Raw genomic sequence first — 26,694 nt, forward strand, 5'->3', positions numbered from 1 at the left:
GTCAACTCATAGGCTGGCGCCATGAGTGGAGATCGGTGGCTCAGCGATCGTGAAGCCAGGGCGTGGCGCGGCTACATGAAGATGCGCGCACTGCTGGACCTGCAAATCTCCCGCGACCTGGCCCGCGACGCCGGGCTGTCCGAGCCCGACTACACGGTGCTCGTGGTCCTGTCCGAGGCCACGGGGGGCCGGGTGCGCCTCGTCGACCTGGCCGACCGCATGCTCTGGTCGACGAGCCGCACCGCCCACCACCTCGACCGCATGCAGCGCCGCGACCTGGTGCGCCGAGAGAAGCACCCCACCAACTCGCGAGCAACCGTGGTGGCGCTGACCGAGCACGGGCAGGACGTCATCGAGAAGGCCGCGCCCCACCACCTCGACTCGGTCCGCCACCACTTCATCGACCGGCTGACCCCCCACGAGATCGACGTCTTCGGCGACGCGACCGAGGCCGTCCTGAACCACCTACGCCAAGACACCGACCCACCTGGTGATCGGCGACCCGAACGCGAGGTAGTCCCGGGTGCCCCCCTCCGGGCGCTGCTCGCGGCCCACAGCCCGAGTGCTGTGGCGTCGCTGCTCGCGGAGGACGCGGTGTTCCACAGCCCGGTCGCCGCCTACACCGGACGCGACGACGTCGCGCATCTGCTGACCGCCATCGCGGGTGTCGTGAGGGACATCCGTGTGATCCACGAATTCGCCGACCCTGCGCGCTCCGCTTCTCAGTTCACAGGACGAGTGGACGGGGACACGGCGGAGGGCATCCTGATGTGGCGGAGCGACGCGAACGGTCTCGTCGCGGAAGCGACGTTGTGGCTGCGCCCCCTCGCCGTGCTACACCGCGCGGTCGCCCAGATGCGCGAGACACTTGCCCACGCGCCTCTCCCGAGCACGCGAGACCACGCCGTTGATCCCTCGGGCCGCGACCAGGTCGAGCCCGCGTGAGGGCTCGATCCGAGCGTGGCCCTCTGGAGGACCTGGTGGCGTGCGAACGCGTCATCGAGGACACGAGCCCGGCTCCGGACGGAGCACGCCATGAAGGCGGTGGAGCGTGCCTGTCGCGCCGGCCGAGCTCGTGGGCTCGACGCAACCGGTCGTCGACCTCGGCCTGGGTGGGCGACCCGATGACGAACCGGCACTCGTGGGCGCCCTTGGGCGATCGCTTGCGACCACCGATGACCCAGCCGGAGCGACCCGCGGGAGATGAGCCGCTTCCACCACGGCTCGCCGCGAGAGCACGGCTCCTTGCTCAGGCTTGCGCCGATCGAGGCGTCTGCTGCCCGGCGAGCCCCCGCAACTCTGGATCGGGGTCGGCGGAGGCTTGACGCCACGGGCGGGGCCGAGATCGTCGCGCTCGGTCTCGGATGCGTCCCCACGGCTTGATCACGGAGAGGGCGATCGCGACCAGGAGCAGGGTGGGGGAGACCGTCGGCGGGTAGATGAGGTTGCTCAGGTCGTACGTCACCACCTCGCCGGCGGCGGAGCGGCGAGCGAGGGCGGCCTGCTCGACGACCTCGGCGCGCAACGAGACGAGGACCAGCCCGGTCAGGACGAGGTTGAGCACGAGCTTGGCCGCCACCCACCAGTACCGCAGTAGGCCCCACTTGCTGCCCACACCGAGGACGACCCCGGACAGCAGGCAGAGGAGCCCGCAGGCCAGCAGCGGCCAGATCGACACCACGTCGAGGGCCTGGAGGCTGAACGCGAGGGTGCCGGGCTCGTCGGCGGTCATCGCCGTGACGATGAGGACGGCCATGGCGACGTCGACGCCCAGCCACGCGCCGGCGGAGGCGATGTGGGTGATGAGGACCGCGCGGCGGGTGTGCACCCCAAGTTGAAACGGGCGACCGGTCGGACGAGCCGGAGCGGTGCTCACGGCGCCACCGCCGATCGGCGGGCGCTGCGGAAGCGGGTGCCCGGCCGGGAGATCGCCAGCAGGGCCGCAGCGGTGATCATGGCGACGTGGTAGATCGCCACCAGCACCAGTGCGTGCTGGATGTCGGTGTAGGCGGGGCTGCCGACGGTATCGGCGTGGCCGACGGCGAATCGCAGCGCGGCGGGCGAGACGCTGACCGTCACCACCACGGTGGCGACGACCAACGCCAGCTTCGCCGGCACCCACCACAGCCACCAGCGGGGAGCGCGGCGGCGACCGGCCGTCAGCGCGAGCAACATTCCGGTGGCCGCGACACCGATCGCGGCGGGGCGCGCGACCCACACGACGAGGAGCTCGTGCACCAGGTAACCGGTGCGGACGGTGGCCGGGTCGCGGACGTCGAGGAGCCAGACGGTGAGGACGACGAACGCCGAGGTCACCCCCAGCCACCCGAGGCCCATGGCCAGGTGCAGCAGCAGGAGTACCCGCCGGGCGCCCGCTGCCGACCGGGGACGTGCGCTCGCGGCCCGGGCCGGTGACGTGATGGACATGGGAGGAGCCTCCGTGGCACGCGCTCAATCGTGTCGTCCGTCCGCCGGCGACCCCCGCACACGCTGCAACGAGGACGAGCAGGTGCACCGCGCGGACGTAGGTGGTCAGGGCCGCCGTGCCCAGACCAGGCATCCCCGTTTCGTGACGTCCATAGGGGCCACGAGCCGCGCGGCCGCATGGCGCGCCTCAGTCGCGGACAGCCCCCGCCCGCGCAGGAAGAGCGTGAGCGCGCCGGGGTCGGGCAGGTGGATCAGCGGCGCGTCCCAGCGCTCGACCTCGACCACGTCGAACTCGGCGGCGACGAGGTCGGCGGCGTCCTCGGCGTCGAACGTGCCCGGGACGCCCCAGCCGGGGAGCACCGACGCCAGCTCGGGGTCGTTGTCGCGCGCCGAGGTGCAGGCGACGAACCGCCCGCCGGGCGCGAGCACGCGAGCCGCCTCGCGCAGGGCCGTGCGGGGCTCCTCGAGGTGGTAGAGCACCCACAAGCACGCTGCGGCCGCGAACGACGCGTCGCGGAACGGCAGCGCGCGCAGGTCGGCGCGCACCGCCGGCCGAGGGGACCAGGCGACGTGCGCGGCGGCGTCCACCACGACCGTCGCGAGCCCCTCGGCGGCGAGCGCGCGAGCGAGCGTCCCGGTGCCGCCGCCGAGATCGAGGACGGTGGCGGTGCCCGTCGCCGCAAGCCGACGGGCGACGGGGCCGTGGACGTCGCCGACGAGGGAGAACTCGGCGGTGGCCGCCTGGTTGGCCGCGAAGCGTACCGGGTCGCGGTCGTAGTCGGCGCGGAGCGCTCGACGCGGAGATCCGGGCACGATCAGACCCGCTGGGACCGGCTGCGGTGCGGCGCGAGCGCGGCCACCGCCCCGGCCACGATCGCCGCGATCACCCCGCCCATCTGCAGGACCGTCCCGAGGAACAGCGTGGCCGCGCCCGGGTCGGCCAGCCGGATCAGCGTGCCCTCGTAGATGACGAAGGCGCCGAAGGCGATGACCAGGCACAGGGCCACCCCGATCAGCGGGACCCAGCGCCGCCCTGGGAACACGAGCACCGCGAGGGCCGCCACGAGCAGTACTGGGACACCTGGCGGGAACGGCTGCAACTCCGGAACCCCGGCGACGAGCAGCACCAGGAACCCCCCACACGCCACGACCAGGCTCGCCACGTGGGTGCGGGCGGCGGACGAGAGCTTCTTCCACATGATCGATCCCTCTCCGACGGCCCTCCCGGTCCGGTGATCGGGGGCCCCGGGCCACCGCGGCCGGGTCGACGTTACGAAGGCGGACAGCCGAGGTCTTGAAAGGAATGCACCCGCGTCGCGACGAGAGAGCGTCGCGTAACGGTCTGGCCTCGCTTGACCCCACTGGACCTGGCGGTGAAGTCCGTTCAAGACGGCGGTCGGTCGCCCGTCCTAGCGTGCCCGGCCATGCGGATCATCGTGGTCGGCGCGAGCGCCGCCGGGCTGTGCGCGGCGATGGTGCTCGCCCGCGACGGGCACGACATCACGGTGCTGGAGCGCGACCACCTGCAGCCCGCGGTCGACGTCGAGACCGCAGCCGCCCGTGCGCACCGGGCGACGGCGCCTCAGATCGTGCAGCCGCACGTCCTGCTCACGACGTTCCGGGAGGTCCTACGCGAGCGGCTGCCCGACGTGGCCGAGGCTCTCGGGAGAGCCGGCGCGCAGGATGCGTCGCTGGAGAGCCAGATGCCGCCGACACTGCAGGACCGGTCGCCGCGCCCGGGCGACGACCGGCTCCGGCCGTTGATGACCCGCCGGTCGACGCTGGATTGGGTGCTCGGCCGCGCCGCCGCCTCCGAACCTCGGGTCGACCTGCGCCACGGCGTCGCGGTGACCGGCCTGCGCGCGGGCCCCGGCGACCCGCCCCACGTCGGCGGGGTGTTCACCGACCACGGCGCGCTGGCCGGCGATCTGGTCGTCGTCGCCGGGGGTCGCCGCGTCCCGCTCGAGCGGTGGATCACCGCGATCGGCGCGCGCCCGCGCCCGCAGGCCGTCGCCCCGTGCGGCCTCGCGTACTACGGCCGCCAGTACCGGGTGCGCGGCCGGGAGCTGCCCGGCCCGGTCACCACACGCGTCGTCGCGGGGTTCGACGAGTTCACCGCCGGCATCTGGGCCGGCGACAACGCCACCATGCAACTGGCCGTCGCCCCACTCGTCTCCGACCACCGTTTCCGTGGTGCCCGCGACCCGGCGGTCTTCGACGCGGTGCTGCGGACCGTGCCGTTCCTGCGGCCGTGGCTCGACGTCCTCGCGCCGACCACCGACGTCGCCGTCATGGGCGGGCTGCACAACACCCTGCGTCGTCTCGCCGTCGGCGACCGGCCGGTGGCGACCGGGCTGATCGCGATCGGCGACGCCGTCTGCACCACCAACCCGACCTTTGGACGCGGGCTCAGCATGACCCTGCGCACCGTCGCCGACCTCGCCGACGCCGTCGCGAGCAGCGAGGACCCCGCGGCGCAGGCCGTCGCGATGGACCGTGCCGTCGAGGAGCACGTCGTCCCCTTCTACCTCGACCAGGCCCGGGCCGACGCGGCGCGCCTGGCGATGCTGCGCCACACCGTCCACGAGGCCCCGCCACCCCCCGTGCCCGCCCCGACCGCCACGTTGACGTTCCCCGAACTGCGGGCCGCCGCCCAGCGCGACCCCCTGGCCTTTCGCGCCGTGTGCCGCATCATGGGCATGGTCGGCACCCCCGAGGACGTCTATGGCGACCCCGAGCTCGTCGCGAGGGTGCGCGACGTGTCGGCGGACGAGGTGCCGCAGGCGCCCCAGCCGAGCCGGGCGCGACTCGAAGCCGCGCTCGCCGGGGACCTGGTGCGCGTGGGAGGCGCCGGACGGAGAGGTGAGAGTTGACCCCCGACCCCCTCGCGTCGCCTGACGCCCTCGAGACACCGGCCGAGCCCGAGCAGGCGCGCTGGCCGCGCGTGCACGCCCGGCCGCACCCGGCGCTGCGCCCGGTGCTTGCGCGTGACCACCTCGGGATCTCCGCGCCGAGCACTCCCCGCCACCTCGTCGTCCCGGCCTCCACCACCGTCAACCTGGTGGTCAAGCTGGCGGACTCGCCGCACCGCACCCCGACGTTCGTCATGGGCCCACACGCCGAGCACGTCGTGGTCGACGGGGCGTGCGCTCCCTCGTACGTCGAGGTCTCGCTCGAGCCCCTCGGCGCCTACACCGTGCTCGACCTGCCGATGGACCAGCTGGGGGCAGGCACCATCGATCTCGCCGACCTCATCGGGCCGGCCGCGTCCGGGCTGGCCGAACGGCTCCGTGGCGCCGCCGGATGGCCCGAGCGGTGGGCGCTGGTCGACGAGCTCCTGCTGCGGCGTTGCGAGCGCGGTCGCCGACCGAGGGCCGAGGTCCGCTACGCCTACCAGCGGCTCGTGGAAACCGGTGGGTCGGTGCCCATCGGCGCGCTGGCCCGCGAGGTGGGATGGAGCCACAAGCACCTCATCCACCGCTTCACCGAGCAGGTCGGTCTGCGCCCCAAGACCGCGGCTCGCCTAGTGCGTCTCGACGCGGTCCGCCGGCGCCTCGACCAGCCCGGGGCACCGCGCTGGGAGCAGATCGCCTCCGAGACCGGCTACGCCGACCAGGCCCACTTCGTCCGCGACTTCCACACCCTGACCGGCATCAGACCGACCGACTACGCCTCAAGAATCGCCCGCCACCGAGACAGCTCGCGGCCCGAGAGCACCAGACCCTGATCGGGGAACGAACCCAGCACACCTTGCCGCTAGGCGCCGAACCGGCCGAGTACTTTCCCCGTCGCGACGAAGTGAGGCGCGCCGACCGCGTTGGACGCCCTGATTCCGCGGCAGGCAGGGTCGTAGCGCGCGGACGCCGGGAGAGGTACTCGACCCAGCGTGGGGAATGATCTCAGCGATGGCAGCAGCCTCGTCGGTGATCCGGTCGACGCTCAACGGACGCTTCGGCTCCCGCGCAGACGAAGCAGCACCCTCCATGTCGGCCCTGCCCGTGACCCTCAGGTGTGATCCCCGGCCTCGGCCGGTCCAGGATCCCGGTTCGGCCGGGGTTCGGAAGCGGGGGCAGACAGGGTGCTCAGGTAGCGATCGGCGGGGCTGGGCTCGCCGGTGGTATCGGTGTCGCGTCCGCGGGCGAGGTCAGCGAGAACGCGCGCGAGGGGCAAGACCTCCAGGTCCCACCATGCCGCGGCCGCAGCGGTGTCCATGACGCAGTCGGGGTCGGGGCACGTGTGCCCGGCGTGGTCGGACCAGGCGCGAGCAGCGTCGGCGAGGCGGCCGTAGCCAGCGGGATCGTCGAGCCACAGCTGGCGCAGCGCCGGGTCGGGGAGGGGAACCTCGGCGAGGAAGTCGCGCTCGGCGGCCTTGTCGGCGAGATCGCCCCGGGTCAGGCAGGCGCAGGCCCAGGCAACCGTGCAGATGCTCCGCACCGAGGCGTCGAGGGCGAGTTGCCCGCGCGCGCGGGCCAGGGACACCCGGTGGTGCCCGTCCTCGACGAAGTACAGCTCCCCGACCCGCACCAGTGCCACCGCCGTCGCGGTCACGGCCGGGCCCAGGGTGGCGAGGTGGTCCCGGCGCTCGCGCAGCTCGCGGCGCCGTGGGGTGAAGTCGCGGTCGAAGTCGCCGTGGCGGGCCACGCTGCCCACGATCTGCTCGATCGGCACTGTCGCCGCGAGACGATGGCCCGTGTGCAGGCGGGTACTCGGGTCGAGCTCGCAGCGGCCGAGGGTCGTGACGACCTCGTCGAGCATCAGGGCCGCCTCGACGGCGCTCCGCCCGAGACGAGACCAGGGCCGCGGCACCCACGACTTCCCCACGACGACCGCCTCCCGACCGCACCCCCGCGGGTCATCCGCTGGAACTCGATGCACTCCGTGACCAGACGAGGCGGCCATCGTCGCCTCGCAGCTGCCGCCGGGCCAGACCCACGAACCCTGCAGGGTGCGGTCGGCGGTGTCAGAGCGGCCGCCGAACAGGCCGATGAGCCCTTCTCCCCGGCCCAGGTCGTGAGGGTGTCTCCGTCAGCTCATAGACGTAGCCCTAGGTTAGGAGTTCACCGCCCGGGATTCTTGAACGGATTTCACCACGTCATCGCGCGGTTCCCGGAGGCTCGGACCAGGAACTCGGTCGGGGTCATGCCGACATGACAGCGAAACTCGCGGATCAGACGACCGGACCCGCCAGCTGCTGAGCATACCGCGGGGTGTCGAGCTGTCAGGTCCCGCTCGCATCCTTGCTCAGCGACTCGCCCCGAGGGGGACCGGAGGCCGGTGAGGCCAGGCGGGGGTCCTCGCGGTGAGCGGTGGCGCGTCCGTGCAGGACGAGGGCCCAGGCGAGGCATCCGAAGGCGACGGTGGTGGCGACGGTCCGCACGTTGTGCCAGGCGGCCCACTGGGCCTCATCGAAGGCGTTGCGTACGGCGCCCACGTCGGCGATCGCGTCCGGGTCGCCGGCGTAGCGGAGGATCTGGTTGAGCGGCTCGTGGATCGCCATGGTGATGACGACCACGACCACGTAGAGGCCGAACGCCAGGGTGACCCACAGCAGGGGTGCGCGGTCCCCCGCGCGCCGGTAGAGCAGCGCGGCGAGGCCGGTGAGCACGAGCGCGCCCATGAAGGTCAGCATGAACAGCGGGCTCAGGATGGCCCGGTCGAGGGCCTGGAGAGCGGCGACGAAGGTGCGGTCGTCGGTCTCGCGCAGGCCCGGCATGATCGCGCCGGCCCAATCGCCGAACCAGCCGGCCACCAGACCCGTCGTGACTGTGGCGGGCAGCAGGACAACGAGCGGTCGCGATCGTCGGCTCATCGAGGTCTCCGTGGTGGTCTGGTTGCTGGAATTCCCGGCGCTGGTGGCTGCGGTGGCTCGCGCACCGCCGGCGAAGGCCTCGGGCGGGACGCGTCTGTGGGTGATGTCGCGGCCGGTGACGCCGGCGATCGTGACGGTCGCCTCGGCGAGGGCGTCATGTCGTTCTCCGGTCGACGGGTGGTCCGGCCGTGCCACGATCTGCCCGGGCGGGGTGGCGAACAACGGCGCACTCCGCAACGATCGTTGAGCGAGGCTTCACGAACTCCGGAGGGGCGGTCGTGCCACCGTGGAGCAGCGCGAGATCGAGATCTTCCTGACGCTGGCCGACGAGCTGCACTTCGGCCGGGCTGCGGCACGGCTGCACGTGTCGACCGCGCGGGTGAGCCAGACGATCAAGAAGCTCGAACGGCGTGTCGGCGCGCCGCTGTTCGAGCGCACCAGCCGCCGCGTCGGGCTGACCCCCCTCGGACGCGGCCTTCGCGACGAGCTCGGGCCCGCCTACCAGCAGATCAGGGCCGCGGTCGACGCGGCGGTGGCGGCCGGCCACGGCACCAGCGAGACGTTGAGGGTCGGCTTCATCGGCGCCGCCTCCGGCCGCTTCGTCCTCGAGGTGGCTCGGGCGTTCCGTGCCGAGTACCCCGATTGCGCGGTCGCGCTGGTCGAGAACCAGTTCGGCGGTGGCCTCGGTCCCCTCCGCGCCCACGAGATCGACATGGTGCTCGCGACCGTGCCGCCCCGCGGTGCGCGTCAGGTGGAGCTCACCGCCGGGAGCGTGCTGCTCGAGGAGGACCAGCTCCTGGCCGTGTCGGCTCGCCACCGGTTCGCCCGGCGATCCTCGGTGTCCTTCTCCGACGTCGCTCGCACGACGATCCTGCGCACTCCGCCGGCGATCTCCGACTACTGGGACCAGACGCTCATCCCCCAGCGCACCCCTGACGGCCGGCCCGTGGAACGGGGCCCGACCTTCGAGACCTCGCAGGAGATGTTGGCGCTCGTCGGCGCGGGCGTCGGTAGCTATCCGGTGTCGGCCCAGTTCACGAGCTACTACGCCCGTCCCGATGTCGCTTACGTGCCCATCCACGACGCCCCGCCCTACCAACGGCGGTTCCTCTGGTGCTCGGCCGCCGAGACCACCACCATCCGCGCCTTCGATCGGGTCGCCGTCGCCCTGGCTCGAGCGCACACGGCGTGACCCTGCGATCGGAGCCGCCTCCGCCGCGCGGCAGGAACGGTCAACGGGCCTCGGCTCGTACGGCCCCTGGCAGAGGACGGCGAACGTGGCGTCGCGGGAGTGCACCTGGGAGAGCTCGCGGACCTGCCCGGTGTAGAAGGTGCAGCCCTCGCACTGCTCCGCCGCCGGGTGCCCGGTCTGCCACAGAAGTAGTACGCGATGAGCTGCCTGCGCCCCTCGAACGCGTCGAGCAGGGTCAGGGGCCCGTCGGGATCGACGAGCGGCAGGCTCGCGTCCACCTCCACCGCGGGTAGGCGGCGTCGCGCTGCGGCGATCGCGTCGCCTTCCCGGGTGTGGGCCTTCTCCCGGGCCCGCAGCCCGTCCATTGCGGTCGTGAAGGTGGCCCGGTCGACGACCGAGGGCCGACCGGGCGCATCCGCCGCGTCGTCCGCCGGTGCGGTGAGACCGGTCGGGCCCACAGTCTCGGTGCGCGCGCTCCCGCGGGTGTCGTCGTTCATGACTGTGTCCTCCCGTGTGCTGTCTCGTGCGACTTCGGAGCACCGGTCAGCGGACGACCACTGCTGGACGCCCGGCTCGCACGAACCCGACGGCGGCGATGAGGACGCCGAGGACCGCGAGGAGGGCGATGAACGCGAAGGCGGCGTGGAAGCCGTCGAGCCCGGAACCGGCGACCAGCACGGTCGACACCGCGGCGACGCCGGCGGCGCCACCGATCTCGCGCATGGTCTCCTCCAGTCCGGACGCCAGTCCCGCCTCCGACGGCGCGACCCCGGACAGCGCGCCGAGCTGCAGCGCCGGCTCACAGAACCCGAAGCCGACGCCGGCGAGAAGGAACGCGGGCAGCAGGTCGGTGAGGTAACCGGCGTCGTCCGGCATCCTCGCCATCCAGAGCGACCCGACGGCGACGAGCGACAGGCCGATGAGCAGCAGCCGCCGCACGCCGAGCCGGGCCACCAGCCGGCCGCCTGCCATGGCCGCCACGAAGGTGGTGGCCGTCGTGGCCAGCCACGCCACGCCGGCCTGTGCCGGTGAGTAGGCCAGCACCTGCTGCATCAGCAGGGACCCGACGAAGATGAACGACAGCAGCGCGCAGAACCCGAAGAACGCCGTGAGGTTCGCGGCCACGAGCGAGCGGTTCCTGAGCAGCGCGGTCGGCACCAGCGGGGCAGTCGACCGTGCCTCGATCCGCACGAACACCGCCAACAGTGCTGCGGCAGCGACGAACAACGCCAGCGCCGAGCCGGAGAACCAGCCGTGCTCGACGGTGTGGTGCAACGCGTAGACCGACAGCAGCAGCCCCCCGGTCACCGTGGCCGCCCCGGCGACGTCGAGTCGACCGGCGCGGCCGCTGCGTCCGTCCGGGGCCAGGAACACCAGGGCGATCGCGACCAGCACCACGCCGATCGGCACGTTGATGAAGAACGACCAGCGCCAGCCGGGCCCCGACGCCAGCAGCCCGCCCAGGACGACCCCGAAGGTGCCGGCCAGGCCGCCGACGGCCCCGAAGAGCCCGATGGCCCGGTTCCGCTCGGGCCCCTCGTGAAAGGTGACCGCCAGCAGGGACAAGGCCGACGGCACGACGAGCGCGGCACCGAAGCCCTGGACGCCACGGGCTGCGATCAGCAGGCCGGCATCCTGCGCGGCACCGGCCAGGAACGAGGCGGCGGTGAAGACGGTGAGCCCGGCCAGGAAGATGCGCCGTCGGCCCAGGTGGTCGGCGAGTCGGCCGCCGAGCAGGAGGAACCCGCCGAGCAGCAGCCCGTAGGCGACGACGACCCACTGCAGGGTGCTGTGCCCGACGCCGAGGTCGCGCTGGATCGACGGGAGCGCCACGTTGACGATGGCGATGTCGAGCCCTGCCATCGCCATCGTGGCGCAGGCCAGGGCCAGCACGAGCCGCCGCCGGACCGGTCTCGCGGGAGCGCGCCCGGCGGGCGTGAGGGTCTCGTGCTCTCGTGTCGAGTGGGTGGGGGGCCGATCGTTGCGCGTCGGCTCGGGGGTCCGGGTGGGCATGGCTGTTGCCTGCCTTCTGGTGGTCGGGATGTGGGTGGAGGCTTTTCGGGCGTGCGGGACCGACCGCGGCGCAGCGCACGGGCTCGGCCGCGGTCGGTCTCCGTGATGGCTGGAGCTCAGGAGCGAGGCGGCCGGTCGTCGGGACGCTCGGCCAGCTCCTTGATCCGCAGCAGCCGGGTCTCCCAGGACCGGCCGATCCGGTCGAGTTCCCGGGCCAGCGCGTTGAGCCGGGCGCCGACGGCGAGGTAGACGACCTCGCGGCCGCGCTGCTCGGACTCGACCAGGCCGACCTCGCGCAGCACCTCCAGGTGCTTGCCGATCGCCTGCCGGCTCACCGGGAGCTCTCGGGCCAGCGCAGACGCCGACTTCGCTCCCTCCCCGAGCTGGGTGAGGACGTCCCAGCGGGTCGGGTCACCGAGGGCGGCGCACATCGTCGGGAGGTCCTCCGCGTTCACGACCCGCCGCCCGCGCAGGACTCGACGAACGTCTTCGCCGCGGCGAGTTCCTGCGTCCAGCCCTGGTCGTTGCCTTCCCGCTCCTTCAGCCACACGGCGGGGTCCTCGGACAGGGTGGAGAACCCGCTCTCCAGGACCCGCAGCGTCACACCGCCCCCCGCACGCTCCTGGACCCAGAGCTCGACGAGCGTGCCCTCGGACACGTCCCGGAACGGAGTGCCGAGCCAGCGGAAGGCTGCGTAGCGCGGCTTGTCCAGCTGCACCGTCCGGAACCGGAACTCGCCCGTCGGATCCGTGACGACCGCGACGTCGTCCTCGTAGCGCAGGTCGGGCTCGGCCTCGACCTTGCCGTCGTTGATGAACCAGCCCGGCCGCGCGATCAAGTCCCAGACGCGCTCGGCGGGCGCGTCGATGTCGATCTCGCGGGCGATGCTGTCCAGTTCGGCCAGCTCCGCTTGGGTGTACGTGGCGTCGTTCATGGCGATGCTCCTCGTTGAGTGGGTGCAATCAAACGATTGCACATCGAGGAGCGTAGTGCAACCGATAGATTGCAGTAGGCCTGGGCGACGTTACGGCGAGGCTCGAGGCGGAGCGCAGGTCTTCCCGGGGCGGCGACCTGAGGGAGTTCGGAGAGCTGAGGGCTCGGGGCGGCCGCACCCGAGCCGGACGGCCTCGACATGACGCGGCGTCGCACCGAACAACGCCACCCACGTCGTCGGACTGTGGTCCTTCGGCGGCGGCCTCGCGGTGGCGGTGTACCAGCGCCACCCGGAACTCGTCCGGTCGCTCATCGCCGCAGGGGCCTACGCCGGCTGGAGAGGTTCCCTTGCTCCCGAAGAGGTCGAGGCTCGATTGCGGCGGGTGCAGACCGAGTGCGAGCGGCCTCCGGAGGAATGGATCGACAGCTACCTGCCCGGGTTCTTCGCCCGCACGATGCCGACCGATGTGCTCGACGGCGTTCGTTCGATGATGTCGGATGTCAGGCCGGCCGGGCTGCTGGCGATGTTGACCGCGTTCGCCGAGGCCGACCTGACGGCGGTGTTGTCGACCATCGTCGTTCCGACGCTTCTGCTCTGTGGTGAGTTCGACGTTCGCGCTCCTCGCTTCGTTGCGGAGGCGCTGCACGCCGGCATCCCGGCTTCGGAGCTCGTCGTGCTGCCCGGGGTGGGTCACTACGTCAACCTCGAGGCGCCCGAGACGTTCAACGCCGAAATCAGGCGCTTTCTCGGTCCCGGTTGCTGATCAGCGAAACGCCATCGGAGGAAGGGCGCGGGGCGTGCGAACCAGATGCTCGGTCGAGCCTCGGGCGGGGGCTGCCCGTCCTGACGGTGTCGATGTCGGGTGGAGGCACAGGCCCGAGACGAGGAGTCGTCATCCTCCAAGCTGCCGTAGCTGCCTATGCAGCGCCGGTTCGTTCTCGCCGCCCCCGTGGGGCTCACGCCGACGGGAGTGCGCCGGCCTCAGCTCCAGGGGGTGAGCGGTCGGTCGCGCCGCTCGCCGTCGACCACGATGTCGACGCGCTCGTCGAAGAAGCAGATCATGTGGGTGACCGGGGCGGCGTCGGGCAACGGGTCGGAATAGGTCCAGGCGACGTCGGTCGGGATGCCGGCAGTGTCGGTGGCGGTGGTGTCGGACGCGGCCCAGTAGGACGCGATGCCCTTGTAGGCGCACGTCGTCCGGGTGTCGCTCGGGCTGAGCAGGTCGAGCCGCACGTCCTCGGGGGGCAGGTAGAACCGGACCGGCAGGCCGGTCTCGAAGAGCAGCCTCGGCCGCGAGCTCTCCGCGAGGATCGTCCCGTCGCGTTCGACGCGGACGTGACGGTCGCTGCGCAGGACGTCGATGCGGGCCAGCGGATCGTGCGGATGGCCGATGACGGGTTGCGCCTCCTCGAACCACTCGTCGAAAGCGTCCCAGTCGAGGACCACATGGTCGGCGAGATCGGGGTCCGCGAGCCGGAACGCCGCCCCTACCCGTTCCTGGTCCGAGGTCCGCACGGTGAGGACCTCGCCCCGAGCGGTGTGGTGACCGAAGCCGGCTTCCGGGGTGAGTACCTCGGTCCCCCGGTCTCCCATCCGTACCGGCCCGCCGCGGGTGTCACCGTCGCCGGGGCGGCCCGGGACGAGGTCGGCGGCGACGTCGGCCGCCGGCACGGCGTATTGCGCAGCGACGCGTTGCGGTTCCCAGAGCAGGACCGCCCGTCGGGAGTCGACGACGGTCTTCCCGTCGACCGTGGCTCGCACGTGCTTCGCGGTCGGGATGTAGCGCAGCTCGGAGAGCCCGAACTCGAACCGAGCGAGGCGTGTCGCCATAGGGGGATGCTGCTCGCGTCGAGCCCGCCCATCAACACCTTCGGGGCCCGCGCACGATGAGTGACCTCTTCGATGGTTCCCCGGACGTAGCGCCGGACCCCGCGCCGTAGGTACCGCCTCATTCCACGCGTGACAGACGATTCTCCGTGTCATGGGGCGGGCAGGCGACGCTCGTCAGTTCGCCGTCCAGCCGCCGTCGACGGTGAGCACCTGGCCGGTGACGTAACTCGAGGCACTCGAGGCCAGGAACAGCAGCGGGCCGTCGATCTCGGCGATGTCGGGCGCACGTCGCAGCAGGGTTCGTCGGCAGATCCGATCCCGCAGCCCGGGATCGGAGAGCTCGCCGGTCAGTGGCGTGGGGAAGAAGCCCGGCGCCAGCGCGTTGACGCGCACACCGCGCCGGCTCCACTGCTCCGCGAGGTGGCGGGTGAAGCTGATGAGTCCGCCTTTCGCGGCGTGATAGCCGGCCATGCCGCCGCCGGAGCTGATCTGACCGAAGATCGAGGCGATGTTGATCACCGATGCGTCGGGCCGGTCCAGCAGCAGGGGGGCGGCCAACCGGCACAGATCGATGGCGGCGAGCAGATCGATGGCGATGATGTCGGCGACGTCGGTGAGCGATTGCTCCTCCAGCGGTCCGTTGTCGCAGGTGCCGGCGGCGTTGACCAGCACGTCGAGGTGGCCGTGGTGGTCACGGACGGCCTCGATCAGCGAGGCGCGGAACGCCGCGTCGCGCAGGTCGCCGGGCACGACGAGTGGCGACTCGCTCATGCACGCCGCTCGTCGACCCAATCGGTCGGCGTTGCGACCGGTGAGCACGACCTCGGCGCCCGCGGCGTTCAGCGTGCCCACCATCCGCGCTCCCAGCCCCGAGGAAGAGCCGGTGACGAGCGCGACGCGCCCGTCGAGGCGCGGGCCGGTGTCGGTGCCGCTGTCGGTGTCGCTCACGGCCGTGCCTCGTACACGATGTTGAACGGTGTCTCGGCCACACGCTGGAAGCCGCCGAAGCCGGCCTGCTCGACGAGGTCGGCGACGGGCTCCTCTCCGGCCTGGTTGCCCCACGCGTCCGGCGCGCCTTCGGAAAGAGCATGTGGCACGCACAGGAAGCTGGAGAGCGAGTAGTAGATCCGCCCGACCGGAGTGAGGTTGTCGGCCACCGAGGTTCCGGCGAACGGCTCGACGATCATCCAGACGCCCTCGGGTGCGAGCGCGTCCCTGACACGGCGGGCCGCGCCGAGTGGATCGCCCATGTCGTGCAGGCAGTCGAACGTGGTGACCAGTCCGTAACCGTCGCCGGGAAGATCCTGGGCCGGCGCCACCTGGTAGGTGCACCGGTCCGCCAGCCCGGCCTCGAGCGTCATCCGGCGTGCGAGCTCGATCGACCCAGGATGGTTGTCGAAGCCCACGATCTTCGACGCCGGATAGGTCTGGGCAAGAATCCGTGTCGAGGACCCGAGCCCGCATCCGAGGTCGGCCACGGTCACCCCGGCGGTGAGTCGGTCATCGAGGCCGGTGATGGCCGGGATCCACTCACCCACCAGGTTCGCCACGTATCCCGGTCGGTAGAACCGCTCGCAACCGGTGAAGACGTCGGGGTGGTGCTCGCCCCAGGCGAAGCCCTTGCCGGTGCGGAAGGCGTCCTCGATGGCCGGGAGATCGGCGAAACAGGCCAGGGCGAGTTGGAAGGCACCGGCCAGCTGCAGCCCGTTCGGGTCGGCGAGAGCGAGCGCCTGCGGCTCGGTCAGCCAGAACTGGTCGGTCTCCGGCTCATAGGAGACCAGACCACCGGCTGCCTGGCCGCGCAGCCACTCGCGGACATACCGCTCGGACGAGCCGGCGTAGGTCGCCAACTCGGCCGACGTCAGCGGCCCCGCCTCGTCCAGGCCGCGGTAGAGACCGAGACGGTCGCCGAGCACGATGTTCCCGGCGGCGGCGGTCGCTCCGAGATCGTTGATGAACTGCGTGAGCAGGTCGTCCAGGCTGTGCCTGACGGTGGATGTCGTGGTCATGTCGGCCCTCCGGTCGCTGCTGAGCTGGTCGCACCCAGAGTCGCCACCGACGTTGGTCGAGCGTTGTCGAAAGGTTGTCGGTGCCGAGTGGCCCGGCGCGGTCAGCCCAGCAACTCGAGGTAGTAGTCCTGCACCGTCGGGCTGGGCAGGGTGCCGAGCTCATCGCGGAGCATGCGACGGAGCTGCTCGTAGGAGCTGAGCGCCTCGGCCACGTTCCCGCGTGCAGCCAGCGACTGCATCAACAGCAGGTGCCCGGTCTCGCGCAGCGGCGTCGCGGCCACGAGGTCGCGCGCGGCACGTTCGGCGGCCGCCAGCTCCCCACCACCGAGATGCACGCAGGCGGTGGTGTAGCACTCGAGGGCGCGGACGCCGGCGTCTGCGAGCTGGCGACGCCGGCTCTCCACCCACAGGCTCGTGGCGCCGGGCAGCAGTGTCCGTCGGGTGACGAAGAGCGCGGTCAAGGAGGCGAACCAGGCACGCCGCCAGCTGCCGGACGCGACGGCGGACTCGGCGGTGTGCAGCGCTCCCAGGGCGCGCTCGACGTCGACCGCGGCCGGGTCGGGCAGCACCGCGGACAGTTCCCCACGACCCTGCACGATGTCGGCGCCGATGGCGGCGCGCAGTTTCGAGATCACGACCGTCAGCGCTCGGTCGGCCGACGGGGGTGGATCGTCGCCCCAGAGCGCGTCGATCAACACCTCGCGGGGGACCGGCTGGGGACGACACAGGACGAGGTAGGCGAAGAGCAGACGCGCCTGGCGGCTCAGCCGGGACGACCCGGTGTCTCGGCCGGGCAGCTCGATGGCGAAGGACCCGCAGAGCTGAACCCGTGTGCCGCCAGGAAAGTAGGGCACTTGCTCACCTCGGCAGCTGACGCTAGACCCGACGACGATACGTGCGCTGTCGAAGGAGGCCCATGACCCGCCAGGTGCGCTGCGAGTGCGGTTACACCGCCCGCGGGCAGACCGACGACGAGGTGATCTCCCTGATCCTGACCCACGTGGCGGCCGAGCACCCCGAGCTGGCCGACGACGAGTCCGCCGACGAGGTGCGCAACTGGATCGAACTCGTGCCCGACTGAGTGTGGAGAAACAGTGCTCGAGGACCCGTGACCCGCGGAACCTCAGAGGGGTGGAGGTCGGTCCTCGCCGTCCTGCCGGCCGAACCCGGCCGGGCCGCCGTGGCCTACGGGCTCCACGCCCGCGCGCGCCAGAAGGCGGTGAGGACGCGCGCGCCACGGGCCGGGTCCTCGGCCATCCACCAGTGGCCCAGGCCGTCGAGCACCGCGACCTCGGCGCCTGCGCGCTCCGCAGCTCGTCGACGGAGCTCCTCGTCGCCACCGAAGGGGTCCGCGGTGGCGACGAGCGCGAGTCCCGGGCGACTCGCCAGGGTCGGCAGGCCCTTCCCGAGCTCGGCCATCGCCGGTTGGGCGGCGGAACGGTAGAGCGCGAGGATCGCCTGCTTCATCTCGTCCCCCTGCACGCCGGCGATCTGCAGGGCCTCGGGCCGGCCGATGCCGAAGGCCTGCAGCCGCTCGGCCCGCTCTGCGGGGGTCCCGGCGAACATCTCGTCGAGGCTGGCCTCGCCGTCGCCGGGCGTCTGCCAGGTCTGGGCGAGGTCGTGCCACACGTAGTCCGGCTCGAAGAGGCTCAGGGCGTCGCTGGCCCAGCTGCGCACCAGTTCCGGGCGGTGCATCAGCGCGGTCCCGAGGTGGCCGCCGCCCCAGTCGTGGCCCAGGAGGTCGACGGGCCGGTCGAAGCGCTCGAGCTCGCTGATCAGCCAGTCCCGGTAGGCAGTGACGGTCGCGGGGAAGCCGGCCGGCAGCGGTACGCCGAAACCGGGCGGGGAGAGCCGGACGACGTCGTCGACGCCCGCGCGGGCCAGCTCGGCGACGAGCGGGTCCCAGATCGCCGCGCTCTCCGGATTGCCGTGCACCAGTGCCACCGTCATGGCGCCGCATCCTGCTCCGGTCGCACGGGCGCGGCCACGCGGGGGAGCGGCACGCTACTCGAGGGCGTTCGTGCGCTCGACGAGCTGCTTGATGGCGGCGAGCGTCTCGTCGACGCCACCCTGGACGGACTCGTCGCCGGACGGGACGCGCTCGGAGTGGATGTGTACCTCGACCTCGCTGCGGTCGTCGCCGACCGCCCGGACGTCGAGGTAGCCGTGGTACCCGCTCTCGCCCTCGGCGCCCCACGCGATGTGGCGGGAGTCGTCGGTGACCTCGAACCACGCCTTCCCCTCGACCTGCGATCCGTCGGGGAGTGCGGCGGTGGTGTGCACCTCGTTGCCCTCGCCGGGCTCGGCCGAGGTCATGCGCGCGAAGTACTTCGGGAGGTTGTGCACGTCGGAGAGGAAGGCGAAGAGGACGTCGTCGGCAGCGTCGACGGTGGTGGTGCCCTGGAAGTCGGCCATGGCCGCGGGTATCCCGTCGACGCGCAGCTCACCGGTGAACGCGCACGTTTTCTCGCTCCGACACGGTGCCGTCGGTGCAGCGACCGTCTCGACGTCCGGGACGACGGCCGGTGGCGAGGCGCTCGCCGCCTGTCAGGCCTCCGCGGCGGACTTGCGGGGGATGTCCGGCGCGGCGGCGCCCGCGAGGGTGGGCATGTGCCGAGCGAAGGTCACGACGGTGTCCGCGAGGTCGTGCAGCCGGTTCCGGACGTCCCGGTCGACGAGCTCGCCCGCCGAGAAGTGCGTGTTGTTGGCGTACACGGCTCCGGGGACGGCCCAGGCCCGGAAGAAGCCGACGAGCGGCTTGAGCTCGTGCTCGAGCGCCAGGAAGTGGTGATCGGTGCCGCCGGTGGCCACCAGGCCCACCGGCTTGCCGGCCAGCGCGTCGTTCGGGAGCAGGTCGAACAGGTTCTTCAGCCGACCGGTGTACCCGCCGCGGTACATCGGGGTGCCGACGAGGAGCGCGTCGGCGGCGACCACGTCGTCGATCGCCCTCCGGCTGGCCCCGGTGTAGTCGGCCGGGTCGCGCCCGTCGCTGAACACCAGTTCCTGCTCGCGCAGATCCAGCAGGTCGGTGTGCACGTCGTCGTGCTCGGCGCCCCGCGCGAGCGCGACCGACAGCGCCAGCACCGTCTTCGAGGGTGACGAGGGGCTGCCCGAGACCGCCAACAGCTTCATCGTGCCTCACCGGTCCTCTCGGTGGTCCTCGGATCGGGGTCGACCGTGATGATCCACGGAGGACCGCCACGGGGCACGCCGGCCGTCCCGGGCCACGAGAGCGGTGCTGGACGTCCCGCGTCCGCCCGCCCGGGTCATACTTGCTCCCATGAGCTCCCCGAGGGACGAGCTCGTCGCCGAGGTCGTCGTGGCCCTCACCGACACCTTGAGCGACGGGTTCGACGTCGCCGACCTGCTGTACACGCTCACGACGGCGTGCGTCGAACTGCTCGACGTCGACGCGGCCGGGGTGCTGCTGGTCGACGAGCAGGGCCGGCTGGTCCCCGTCGCCGCCACCCACGGCGGCAGCGAGAACCTCGAGAACCTGCAGATCCTGGTCAAGGAAGGCCCCTGCCTCGACGCCGTACGCGCGAGCGGAACGGTGCATTCCGCCGATCTGGACGACGACGTGGATCGTTGGCCCGCCTTCGTCCGCCAGGCTCGGGCGGAGGGCTACCGCGCCGCCCACGCCGAGCCGGTGGCGCTGCACGCCGAGGTCGTCGGTGGCCTCAACCTGTTCCGTCGCGAGCCCGGGCCCGTACCGGCCGCCGACCAGCGGATCGCCCACTTCCTGGGCACGGCCGCGGCGATCGGCATCCTGCACCGCCGGGCCCAGGTGAACGTCGAGACCGTCAACCAGCAGCTGGAGCAGGCACTGACGAGCCGGGTGGTCATCGAGCAGGCCAAGGGCTTCCTCGCCGCGCGCCACGCTCTCGACCTGGGCACGGCCTTCACCCGGCTCCGCGGTCATGCCCGCAGCCGGCAGCGGCCGCTGACGGACGTCGCCCGGGCCGTACTCGACCGCTCGCTCGACCTCGGCTGAGAGCGAGGGCGAGACCGAGGAGCGCACGGCTACGGTGCGGGCGGTGTCCGGACCAGCCGGACCGAGTCGGGGTGGGTGTCGATGAGCGCTCGCTTCGAGGAGCTCGACTGGCGGACGACGTCGATGGGTGAGCTCGTGCTGCGTCGGCGGCGGCTCCCCGCGTCCGACGTCGACATCTTCGAGGTCAAGCTCGGCGACGATTTCCTGATGTCGAGCATGTTCACCGTCGCCGAGGTGGAGATGGCGCGTCTCGCCCTGGCGGAGGTGTCGGGGACCGACCTCGACGTGGTCGTGGGTGGACTCGGGCTGGGCTACACGGCGCAGACGGTGCTCGCGGACCCGAGGGTCGGCCGCCTGGTCGTCGTCGACGCGCTCGCCGAGGTGATCGAGTGGCACCGGCGGGACCTGGTGCCCGCCGCCGCGTCGTTGATCTCCGACGAGCGGTGCACGCTGGTGCACGGCGACTTCTTCGGGATGCTCCGGTCCCCGTCGGGGTTCGACGTGTCCGCTCCCGACCGTCTCTTCCACGCGATCGTGGTGGACATCGACCACTCGCCGAGGCACGTCCTCGATCCCGCCCACGCCGAGTTCTACGGCCCGGACGGGTTGGCCCGCGTGGCCGCGCGTCTGCGGCCCGGCGGGGTGTTCGCGCTCTGGTCCAACGACCCGCCCGACGACGAGTTCACCGCGCTGCTGGCCGACGCCTTCGCGACCGCCGAGGCGCACGTCGTCCGCTTCCCCAACCCGCTGCAGGACCGCGAGGCGGCCCACACGGTCTACGTCGCGAATACGGCCGGCGTCGCCGCTCGGCCCTGACGAGCAGGCTCCCGACAACTGTCTCTGCGTCGCGACGCCCCTACGTGCGGTGGCTCGGCCGGTCAGCGGCTGGTGACCATGCCGGATCTTGCGCCAACCTCGTCGCATCCGACGACGATGTCGGTGCCCAGGGCGGGAGCAGGACATGCGCGCTGACGCTCGGCCCGTGCCTCCCCTGCGAGGTCGTGTCCTCGGGCTGGCGGCCTGCCTGGTCCTGGTGCTCGCCGGCTGCTCGGCGAACGGAGCGGCGGCACCCACCGCGGCAGCCGCGGCGACGCCGTCGACCGGGTCGGGCGTGGTGAAGACGATCGATCCCGCCGCCCTCACGTCCATGGTCGAGGCGACCGCCGCAGAGCTGATGATCCCCGGCGCGGTGGTGGAGGTCCGCACCCCGCAGGGTGAGTTCACGGCCGCCGCCGGGACGACGCAGCGGGGTGCGCAGGTGGCGCCCACGGGCGGCACCCACGTCCGCATCGCCTCGATCACCAAGACGATGACCTCCGCGGTGACGCTGCTGCTGGCGCAGGAGGGGAAGCTGCGGCTCACCGATCCCGTGTCGGCGTACGTCCCGGGGGTGCCGAACGGCGAGAACATCACCGTCGCCCAGCTGCTGACGATGCGCAGCGGCCTGTACGGCTACACGAACGACCCCGGCTTCGCGGACACCCTCGACGCCGACCCGGCGAAGATCTGGACGCCTCAGGAGGTGCTGGACATCGCCTTCCGGTACCCCCCGTTGTTCCCGCCCGGCGCCGACTACGACTACAGCAACACCAACTACGCCCTCCTCGGCCTCATCATCGAGAGGGTCGACGGCAGGCCGCTGGACCAGGCGTTCCAGGACCGCCTGTACGCCCCGCAGGGCCTGGCCCAGACCAGCCTCCCGGCGACCACGGACACCTCGATCCCCGAACCCTTCTCCCGTGGCTACATGTACGGCGGCTCCGAGTACGCCCTCGTGGAGACGCCCTACCCGCCCGAGATGGTGGCCGCGGCCCGGGCAGGCACCCTGGCGCCCGTCGACTACACCCACCAGAACTCGTCCTACGCCACGGCGGCCGGCGGAGCCATCTCGACCGCCGACGACCTCGCGACCTGGATGCGGGCGCTGGTCGGCGGCCGGGTGTTCGGCGCCGACCTCCAGCGGCAGTGGCTGGACAGCCCGCAGCCCGCCGATCCGGCGCAGCCGGGCGCGACGCAGTACGGGCTGGGCATCGAGCGGCAGATCCTCGCGCCGAACGTCCCCCTCTACTTCCACTTCGGCGAGATGCCGGGCTACAACGGCTTCGCCGGCCACGACCCGGTCAACCAGGTGACGATCGTGATCTGGAGCAACCTGACGGTGGGGCTCGACGGCCGGCAGACGGCGAACGTGTTGCTGACGAAGGTGGCCGACCAGGTCTACGAGCTGCCACCGGGGTGATGCTCGGCGGGCTGACCGCCGTCAGCCGACGTCCCGGAAGAACACGACCCCGTCCATCGAGCCCAGGTGCGCCGGGTCCAGCGGGGCGTAGCCGAACCAGGGCGAGACACGGGGCGTGGCGCCGGTCGGCAGCTGTCGCGGGTCGACGAGGACGGGGCTCTCCGGTAGCGCGGACAGCCGCCCCTCGAGGGTGTCCGGCGGCGGGTCGTCGACGCCCTGGTGCCGGATCGTGCCGAGCGCCGTGGCCAGGAACGCGTAGTCCTCGCCGAGGCGGGCCCCCACGAGCGCGCCGGCGCTCCACCACGCGACGGGCAGGTCACCCATCCGCATCGAGCTCTTCTCCCGCTGCAGGTGGGCGTTGTGGGCGAAGACCAGCGTCGGGCCCCGCTCGGCGGCGGCGAGGACGTTGTCGGCCATCATCTGGTCCCGCACGCCCAGCAGCCGCGGCATCCGGCTCGGCGAGGTGTCGGCCATGCCGTGGTGGTAGCGCAGCAGACCCACGGCGGTGCGGGCGTGGAGGCGTGCCCGCTCCCACTCGTCCCGGGAGGTCGCCGCGAGCAGGTGCGGCGTCTGCTCGTCGAGCAACGACACGAGATCGTCGGCGATCAGCCGCAGTTCCCGGGCCTCGGCGGACCGTCCGACGGACTCGGCCGGCTCCCACATCACGGCGGGGTTCGTCCACCGGTCGTCGGTGCCGAGCAGGTCGTCCAGCGTCGCCGGAGGACACGGGAGCAGGCCCTCGTCCCCGTGCGCGGCGAGGTAGCCGTGAAGGGGCGTGAGGGCCTGCCGGGGGCTCGCCGCCCCGCTGATCTCCAGCGGCCCGTCGACCCCGGCGAAACGGAGCCGCTCGGAGGCGGGCCGCCCGTCGTTGTGGGCCCGCATCCAGCGGACGAGCTCCCGGTTCGCCGCGGACGCGCCGAAGCCGTGGCTGAACCCGTGCTCCATGACGTCGTCGAGGCTGCCCGCCCCCGAGGTGACGTGGTCGTCCACGAGCAGGCCCTTCAGGCAGTCGCTCTCGATCGCGAGGGTCCGGTAGCCCTCCTGCTCGACGAGCTGGCGGAACAGCGCGTTGCGCAGGTCGAGGAGCGCGTCCTCGCCGTGGGTCGGTTCGCCCAGGGCGAGTACTCGCGGCCGACCGGGGAGCAGCCCCATGACGGCCCGGGCGTCGACGGGTCGGGCGATGTCGGTGATGTCAGCAGTCACCTCCTCAACGCTATCGTTGAACCGTCCATGGAAACTTCGACGCGCTTTTGGGAGGACAGTGGAGCGAAACCCTCAAAGCACCGGGAAGCTCCGGCCGGTGGACCTTGCGCGTCGGCACGGCCTGTCCACCCAGGCCGTCCGGAACTACGAGGACGCCGGCAGCCTCCCGCCCGCCGCCCGCACGGCGCACGGTTACCGGGTCTACACCCCGGTGCACGCGGCGGCCCTGCGCGCGTTCCTCGCCCTCGTTCCCGGGAACGGCCACCGGGCGGCGACGTCGATCATGCGGGCGGTCAACGAGGGAGCGACCGAGGAGGCCTTCCGCCTGGTCGACGAGGGCCACGCCCAGCTCCTCGACGACCGCCGCACCCTCCGGGCCGTCGAGCGGGCCCTGCGCGACCTGGGGCCCGTCGCGGCGCCCGAGCCCGGCGGCATCTTCATCGGGCCGCTGGCGCACAAGATCGGGCTGCGACCCGCCACGCTGCGCACGTGGGAGCGGGCCGGGCTCGTCGTCCCGCGCCGTGATCCGCGGACCGGCTACCGCGTCTACGACGACGCCGACGTCCGGGACGTCCGGATGGCCCACCAGCTCCGCCGGGGCGGCTACCTGCTGGAGCAGATCGCTCCGCTGATCGCGCAGGTCCGGGCGGCCGGCGGGCTCGAGCCGCTGGAGGCCGCCCTGGGCGACTGGCACGCACGGCTCGCCGCCCGGGGCCGGGCGATGCTGAGCGGGGCCGCCGAGCTGGAGGCCTATCTCCGCGAGCGCGAGCGCTGATGATCATCTGAGGGTCGCCCGGCCCGGTAGTCTGCGGGAGCCGTGCGCACGCACAGAGTGGCCGACGACACCGCGGCTGAGAGTGGACACCATGACCACCACGGACAGCACGCGCCTGCTCCTCGATCTCGAGCCCGCCGTCACCGAGAACCTCGACCGGCACCTCGAGATGGCGAAGGACTGGATGCCGCACGAGTACGTGCCCTGGAGCCTCGGCCGTGACTTCGCCGACCTCGGGGGAGAGGCCTGGAACCCCGAGCAGTCGGCGTTGTCGCCGATCGCGCGGACGGCGCTCGAGGTCAACCTCCTCACCGAGGACAACCTGCCCAGCTACCACCGCGAGATCGAGCGGGCGTTCGGCCGCGACGGCGCCTGGGGGACCTGGGTGCACCGGTGGACCGCCGAGGAGGGCCGTCACGCCTTCTGCATCCGCGACTACCTCCTCGTGACCCGCGGCGTCGACCCGGACGAGCTCGAGCAGGCGCGGATGCAGGTGATGCAGACCGGCTACGACTCCGCGGAGAAGCCGATCCTCAACGTGCTCGCCTACGTCTCCTTCCAGGAGCTCGCGACGCGTGTCTCGCACCGCAACACCGGCAAGTTCGCCGGGGACCCCATCGCGGAGAAGCTGCTGACGCGGGTGTCCACCGACGAGAACCTGCACATGGTCTTCTACCGGAACCTGACGAAGGCGGCCCTCGACTTCGCGCCGAACGCCACCATGCGCGCGATCACCGACGAGGTGGTCCACTTCGCGATGCCGGGGGCGATCATCCCGGGCTTCACCCGCAAGGCCGTGCAGATCGCCCAGGCCGGCATCTACGACCTGCGCGTGCACCACGACGAGGTGGTCTGGCCCCTGCTGCGCCACTGGAAGGTGTTCGAGCTCGAGGATCTCGACGCCGAGGGCGAGAAGGCCCGGACGGAGCTCTCCGCGTTCCTCGCCAGGATCGACGCCCAGGCCACGCGGTTCGAGGAGCAGCGGGCGAGGACGCGGGAGCGCCACGCCGCCAAGTCGGGCTGACGAACAGGAGGAGCCACATGACGTACGTGATCGTCGGGGCCGGCCTGGCCGGTGCCCGGGCCGCGGAGGCCCTCCGCGAGGGCGGGTACGAGGGCCCGGTGGTGCTGATCGGCGCCGAGCAGCACCGGCCCTACGAGCGCCCCCCGCTCTCGAAGGAGTACCTCCAGGGATCGTCGGAGCGCGACGAGGTCTTCGTGCACCCGGCCGACTGGTACCGGGACCACGACGTCGACCTGCGCCTCGGCGCGACCGTCACCGCGATCGACCGCGACGCCTCCGAGGTCGTCCTCGACGACGGCGCCCGCGTGGGCTACGACGCCCTGCTGCTCGCGACCGGGTCGTCGCCACGGCACCTGCGGGTGCCGGGCGCCGAGCTGGAGGGCGTGCACTACCTCCGCTACCTCGACGACAGCGACGGCCTCAAGATCCTACTTCGGCGGGCGGGGCGGATCGCCGTGATCGGCGGGGGCTGGATCGGCCTCGAGGTGACCGCGGCGGCGCGGATCGCCGACGTGGAGGTGGCGGTGCTCGAGGCCGCCGACGCGCCCCTGCTGGGCGTGCTGGGCCCGGAGATCGCCGAGGTGTTCGCCGGCCTGCACCGCGAGCCCGGCGTCGACCTGCGTACCGGCGTGCAGGTCACCGAGATCGTGGGCAAGGACGGCGCCGTCGTGGGCGTCCGCCTGGGCGACGGCTCGCTCGTCGAGGCGGACGCGGTCGTCGTCGGCATCGGCGCGGCCCCGAACACCGGGCTCGCCGAGAGTGCGGGTCTGCAGGTGGACGACGGCGTCCGGGTCGACGAGCACCTGCGCAGCAGCGATCCCCACATCTACGCCGCAGGGGACATCGCGAGCATCCACCACCCGGCCCTCGGTCGACAGATCCGCGTCGAGCACTGGGCGACCGCCCAGAACAGCGGGCCGGTCGCGGCGGCGGCGATGATCGACGAGAACGCCGCGGGCTGGGACCGGCTGCCCTACTTCTTCACCGACCAGTACGACCTCGGCATGGAGTACACCGGCCACGTCGACGTGGGCGACGAGGACGTCGAGGTGGTCGTCCGCGGCGACCTCGCCGGCCGCGAGTTCATCGCGTTCTGGCTGCGCGAAGGGCGGCTGCTCGCGGGCATGAACGTCAACATCTGGGACGTCACCGACGACATCGAGCGGCTCATCCGGTCCGGCACGACGCTCGACACCGCCCGGCTCGCCGACCCCGGGGTCCCGCTGTCCGACCTGTGATCGACGG

General features: G+C 72.2%; 30 protein-coding genes. 12 read left to right on the forward strand and 18 right to left on the reverse strand.

Annotation, left to right across the window (positions count from 1 at the left end; genetic code table 11):
* The first annotated feature begins 21 nt into the window (after positions 1-21).
* Entirely contained in the window at positions 22-945 is a 924-nt protein-coding gene (locus OG774_RS22835; protein ID WP_328304615.1) for a MarR family transcriptional regulator, read from the forward strand.
* A 304-nt stretch (positions 946-1,249) separates the two neighbouring features.
* Here OG774_RS22835 and OG774_RS22840 read toward each other — a convergent pair whose 3' ends face one another.
* The 4 genes from OG774_RS22840 to OG774_RS22855 all read right to left on the reverse strand — a co-directional run bounded on the left by OG774_RS22840 (position 1,250) and on the right by OG774_RS22855 (position 3,626).
* Positions 1,250-1,828, reverse strand: a complete 579-nt coding sequence (locus OG774_RS22840) for a hypothetical protein (protein ID WP_328304617.1) — start codon at positions 1,826-1,828, stop codon at positions 1,250-1,252.
* A gap of 44 nt (positions 1,829-1,872) precedes the next feature.
* The gene (locus OG774_RS22845) at positions 1,873-2,427 is read right to left on the reverse strand and encodes a hypothetical protein (RefSeq protein WP_328304619.1); all 555 of its coding nucleotides are present in this window, start codon (positions 2,425-2,427) and stop codon (positions 1,873-1,875) included.
* 105 nt (positions 2,428-2,532) lie between these two features.
* Positions 2,533-3,240 (reverse strand): class I SAM-dependent methyltransferase, encoded by a 708-nt coding sequence (locus OG774_RS22850; protein WP_328304621.1) that lies wholly within the window; start codon positions 3,238-3,240, stop codon positions 2,533-2,535.
* 2 nt (positions 3,241-3,242) lie between these two features.
* Positions 3,243-3,626: a hypothetical protein gene (locus OG774_RS22855; RefSeq protein WP_328304623.1), complete on the reverse strand. Its 384-nt coding sequence runs from the start codon at positions 3,624-3,626 to the stop codon at positions 3,243-3,245.
* A 225-nt stretch (positions 3,627-3,851) separates the two neighbouring features.
* Between OG774_RS22855 and OG774_RS22860 the strand changes: the two genes are divergently transcribed.
* On the forward strand, positions 3,852-5,300 hold the full coding sequence (locus tag OG774_RS22860) for an FAD-dependent oxidoreductase (RefSeq protein WP_328304625.1): 1,449 nt from the start codon (positions 3,852-3,854) through the stop codon (positions 5,298-5,300).
* Positions 5,297-6,154, forward strand: coding sequence for a helix-turn-helix domain-containing protein (locus OG774_RS22865; protein WP_328304627.1), 858 nt, complete (start codon positions 5,297-5,299; stop codon positions 6,152-6,154). The genes OG774_RS22860 and OG774_RS22865 overlap by 4 nt, the downstream gene beginning before the upstream one ends.
* Before the next feature lie 278 nt (positions 6,155-6,432).
* On the opposite strand, the gene OG774_RS22870 is transcribed toward OG774_RS22865, so the two are convergent.
* Positions 6,433-7,248, reverse strand: coding sequence for a hypothetical protein (locus OG774_RS22870; RefSeq protein ID WP_328304629.1), 816 nt, complete (start codon positions 7,246-7,248; stop codon positions 6,433-6,435).
* A 397-nt stretch (positions 7,249-7,645) separates the two neighbouring features.
* Positions 7,646-8,458, reverse strand: a complete 813-nt coding sequence (locus OG774_RS22875) for an anthrone oxygenase family protein (RefSeq protein ID WP_328304631.1) — start codon at positions 8,456-8,458, stop codon at positions 7,646-7,648.
* Between the two features lie 64 nt (positions 8,459-8,522).
* Here OG774_RS22875 and OG774_RS22880 point away from each other — a divergent pair, with 64 nt between their 5' ends.
* A complete protein-coding gene (locus tag OG774_RS22880; protein WP_328304633.1) occupies positions 8,523-9,428 on the forward strand; it encodes a LysR family transcriptional regulator in 906 nt (301 codons plus the stop codon).
* On the opposite strand, the gene OG774_RS22885 is transcribed toward OG774_RS22880, so the two are convergent.
* The 4 genes from OG774_RS22885 to OG774_RS22900 all read right to left on the reverse strand — a co-directional run bounded on the left by OG774_RS22885 (position 9,329) and on the right by OG774_RS22900 (position 12,375).
* On the reverse strand, positions 9,329-9,925 hold the full coding sequence (locus OG774_RS22885) for a DUF899 family protein (protein ID WP_328304635.1): 597 nt from the start codon (positions 9,923-9,925) through the stop codon (positions 9,329-9,331). The two genes, OG774_RS22880 and OG774_RS22885, sit on opposite strands and share 100 nt — an antisense overlap.
* Positions 9,926-9,971: 46 nt before the next feature.
* Positions 9,972-11,441 carry an MFS transporter gene (locus tag OG774_RS22890; protein ID WP_328304637.1) on the reverse strand — a complete coding sequence of 490 codons (1,470 nt, stop codon included), beginning with the start codon at positions 11,439-11,441 and terminating at the stop codon, positions 9,972-9,974.
* Between the two features lie 116 nt (positions 11,442-11,557).
* Positions 11,558-11,872 carry an ArsR/SmtB family transcription factor gene (locus tag OG774_RS22895; protein WP_328304639.1) on the reverse strand — a complete coding sequence of 105 codons (315 nt, stop codon included), beginning with the start codon at positions 11,870-11,872 and terminating at the stop codon, positions 11,558-11,560.
* Positions 11,873-11,892: 20 nt separating this feature from the next.
* Positions 11,893-12,375 (reverse strand): hypothetical protein, encoded by a 483-nt coding sequence (locus OG774_RS22900; protein WP_328304641.1) that lies wholly within the window; start codon positions 12,373-12,375, stop codon positions 11,893-11,895.
* A 241-nt stretch (positions 12,376-12,616) separates the two neighbouring features.
* Here OG774_RS22900 and OG774_RS22905 point away from each other — a divergent pair, with 241 nt between their 5' ends.
* The gene (locus OG774_RS22905) at positions 12,617-13,138 is read left to right on the forward strand and encodes an alpha/beta fold hydrolase (protein ID WP_328311102.1); all 522 of its coding nucleotides are present in this window, start codon (positions 12,617-12,619) and stop codon (positions 13,136-13,138) included.
* 218 nt (positions 13,139-13,356) lie between these two features.
* Here OG774_RS22905 and OG774_RS22910 read toward each other — a convergent pair whose 3' ends face one another.
* The 4 genes from OG774_RS22910 to OG774_RS22925 all read right to left on the reverse strand — a co-directional run bounded on the left by OG774_RS22910 (position 13,357) and on the right by OG774_RS22925 (position 17,068).
* A complete protein-coding gene (locus tag OG774_RS22910) occupies positions 13,357-14,205 on the reverse strand; it encodes a DUF427 domain-containing protein (RefSeq protein ID WP_328304643.1) in 849 nt (282 codons plus the stop codon).
* Positions 14,206-14,379: 174 nt separating this feature from the next.
* Positions 14,380-15,153: an SDR family NAD(P)-dependent oxidoreductase gene (locus OG774_RS22915; RefSeq protein ID WP_328304645.1), complete on the reverse strand. Its 774-nt coding sequence runs from the start codon at positions 15,151-15,153 to the stop codon at positions 14,380-14,382.
* Entirely contained in the window at positions 15,150-16,214 is a 1,065-nt protein-coding gene (locus OG774_RS22920; RefSeq protein WP_328304647.1) for a class I SAM-dependent methyltransferase, read from the reverse strand. The genes OG774_RS22915 and OG774_RS22920 overlap by 4 nt, the downstream gene beginning before the upstream one ends.
* 101 nt (positions 16,215-16,315) lie before the next feature.
* On the reverse strand, positions 16,316-17,068 hold the full coding sequence (locus OG774_RS22925; RefSeq protein WP_328304648.1) for an AfsR/SARP family transcriptional regulator: 753 nt from the start codon (positions 17,066-17,068) through the stop codon (positions 16,316-16,318).
* A gap of 62 nt (positions 17,069-17,130) precedes the next feature.
* Between OG774_RS22925 and OG774_RS22930 the strand changes: the two genes are divergently transcribed.
* Positions 17,131-17,295: a DUF1059 domain-containing protein gene (locus OG774_RS22930; protein WP_328304650.1), complete on the forward strand. Its 165-nt coding sequence runs from the start codon at positions 17,131-17,133 to the stop codon at positions 17,293-17,295.
* A 104-nt stretch (positions 17,296-17,399) separates the two neighbouring features.
* Here OG774_RS22930 and OG774_RS22935 read toward each other — a convergent pair whose 3' ends face one another.
* The 3 genes from OG774_RS22935 to OG774_RS22945 form a co-directional block, all read right to left on the reverse strand.
* On the reverse strand, positions 17,400-18,164 hold the full coding sequence (locus OG774_RS22935; RefSeq protein ID WP_328304652.1) for an alpha/beta fold hydrolase: 765 nt from the start codon (positions 18,162-18,164) through the stop codon (positions 17,400-17,402).
* Positions 18,165-18,218: 54 nt separating this feature from the next.
* The gene (locus OG774_RS22940; RefSeq protein WP_328304654.1) at positions 18,219-18,629 is read right to left on the reverse strand and encodes an SRPBCC family protein; all 411 of its coding nucleotides are present in this window, start codon (positions 18,627-18,629) and stop codon (positions 18,219-18,221) included.
* Positions 18,630-18,761: 132 nt separating this feature from the next.
* Positions 18,762-19,346: an NADPH-dependent FMN reductase gene (locus OG774_RS22945; RefSeq protein WP_328304656.1), complete on the reverse strand. Its 585-nt coding sequence runs from the start codon at positions 19,344-19,346 to the stop codon at positions 18,762-18,764.
* A 148-nt stretch (positions 19,347-19,494) separates the two neighbouring features.
* On the opposite strand from OG774_RS22945, the gene OG774_RS22950 reads away from it, so the two are divergent.
* The 3 genes from OG774_RS22950 to OG774_RS22960 all read left to right on the forward strand — a co-directional run bounded on the left by OG774_RS22950 (position 19,495) and on the right by OG774_RS22960 (position 22,447).
* Complete coding sequence (locus tag OG774_RS22950) at positions 19,495-20,208, forward strand: GAF and ANTAR domain-containing protein (RefSeq protein ID WP_328304658.1); 714 nt, start codon at positions 19,495-19,497, stop codon at positions 20,206-20,208.
* A gap of 81 nt (positions 20,209-20,289) precedes the next feature.
* Positions 20,290-21,024 carry a spermidine synthase gene (locus OG774_RS22955; protein ID WP_328304660.1) on the forward strand — a complete coding sequence of 245 codons (735 nt, stop codon included), beginning with the start codon at positions 20,290-20,292 and terminating at the stop codon, positions 21,022-21,024.
* Positions 21,025-21,190: 166 nt separating this feature from the next.
* Positions 21,191-22,447, forward strand: a complete 1,257-nt coding sequence (locus OG774_RS22960; protein ID WP_328304662.1) for a serine hydrolase domain-containing protein — start codon at positions 21,191-21,193, stop codon at positions 22,445-22,447.
* 21 nt (positions 22,448-22,468) lie between these two features.
* On the opposite strand, the gene OG774_RS22965 is transcribed toward OG774_RS22960, so the two are convergent.
* A complete protein-coding gene (locus tag OG774_RS22965; RefSeq protein ID WP_328304664.1) occupies positions 22,469-23,650 on the reverse strand; it encodes an erythromycin esterase family protein in 1,182 nt (393 codons plus the stop codon).
* A 97-nt stretch (positions 23,651-23,747) separates the two neighbouring features.
* Between OG774_RS22965 and OG774_RS22970 the strand changes: the two genes are divergently transcribed.
* From OG774_RS22970 to OG774_RS22980, 3 genes are all read left to right on the forward strand, one after another.
* On the forward strand, positions 23,748-24,425 hold the full coding sequence (locus OG774_RS22970; RefSeq protein WP_442873906.1) for a TioE family transcriptional regulator: 678 nt from the start codon (positions 23,748-23,750) through the stop codon (positions 24,423-24,425).
* Between the two features lie 91 nt (positions 24,426-24,516).
* Positions 24,517-25,449 carry an acyl-ACP desaturase gene (locus OG774_RS22975; protein ID WP_328304668.1) on the forward strand — a complete coding sequence of 311 codons (933 nt, stop codon included), beginning with the start codon at positions 24,517-24,519 and terminating at the stop codon, positions 25,447-25,449.
* A gap of 17 nt (positions 25,450-25,466) precedes the next feature.
* Positions 25,467-26,687: an NAD(P)/FAD-dependent oxidoreductase gene (locus tag OG774_RS22980; RefSeq protein WP_328304670.1), complete on the forward strand. Its 1,221-nt coding sequence runs from the start codon at positions 25,467-25,469 to the stop codon at positions 26,685-26,687.
* The last annotated feature ends 7 nt before the right edge of the window (positions 26,688-26,694 follow it).

Origin of the sequence: Actinomycetospora sp. NBC_00405, assembly GCF_036044095.1 — a bacterium.
Taxonomy (GTDB): Bacteria; Actinomycetota; Actinomycetes; order Mycobacteriales; family Pseudonocardiaceae; genus Actinomycetospora; species Actinomycetospora callitridis.